At 34.2% G+C, this 603-nt stretch carries 1 protein-coding gene; it reads left to right on the forward strand.

What is annotated here, in order from left to right:
- A partial coding sequence (locus tag KTR07_RS28185) for a hypothetical protein (RefSeq protein WP_217315586.1) occupies positions 1–467 on the forward strand: 467 nt, incomplete at its 5' end.
- Between the last annotated feature and the right edge of the window lie 136 nt (positions 468–603).

Consider the following 603-nt stretch of genomic DNA (forward strand, 5'->3'; position numbering starts at 1 on the left):
TTTCCCTAAAGTCAATGGCTGGTGATGGTGATAAGTTTTTTAATATTTCAGGAGGTTGGCAATGGAAAAATACCGTCAATGCAGTTGTAGGGCTGGAGTTTGAAGGTAAATATCACAATGCTTATGAACTATATATTGATTTAGCTACAGCATATGATAAATGCCCAGTATGTAATAAGGTATGCTCTGATAGTTTCTGGAGCTATAAAACATTCGGCATAGGTGCAGCATATAAACCTACAATCTCACGAGGCAAAAACAGTAATTTAAGATGGCGGTTTGGAGCAGATTTAGGAGCTAACAGAAAAGGGTTTCAGGCTTCCATTGATATAGGTTTAGAATATAGCTATTCATTTAGAAATGGAATGCAAGTCTTTGTAATGCAAAAAAATGATTTTGTCTTTTGGACACGTGACCATTTCCGAAATGGATTATTAGTAGGTGTCAAATTTCCAATAAATAATTAAGTATGAAAAAAATATATATAATTCTATTATCCATTATAGGGGTAATATCATCATGTACAAAACACGAAGATATTATAGACACATCATTACAGCCGGGTAGTATCTTATGTAGTGATGGAAGTATAGTGCATCCCTC

Origin of the sequence: Bacteroides sp. MSK.20.82 (assembly GCF_019052485.1) — a bacterium.
Lineage (GTDB): Bacteria > Bacteroidota > Bacteroidia > Bacteroidales > Bacteroidaceae > Bacteroides > Bacteroides thetaiotaomicron.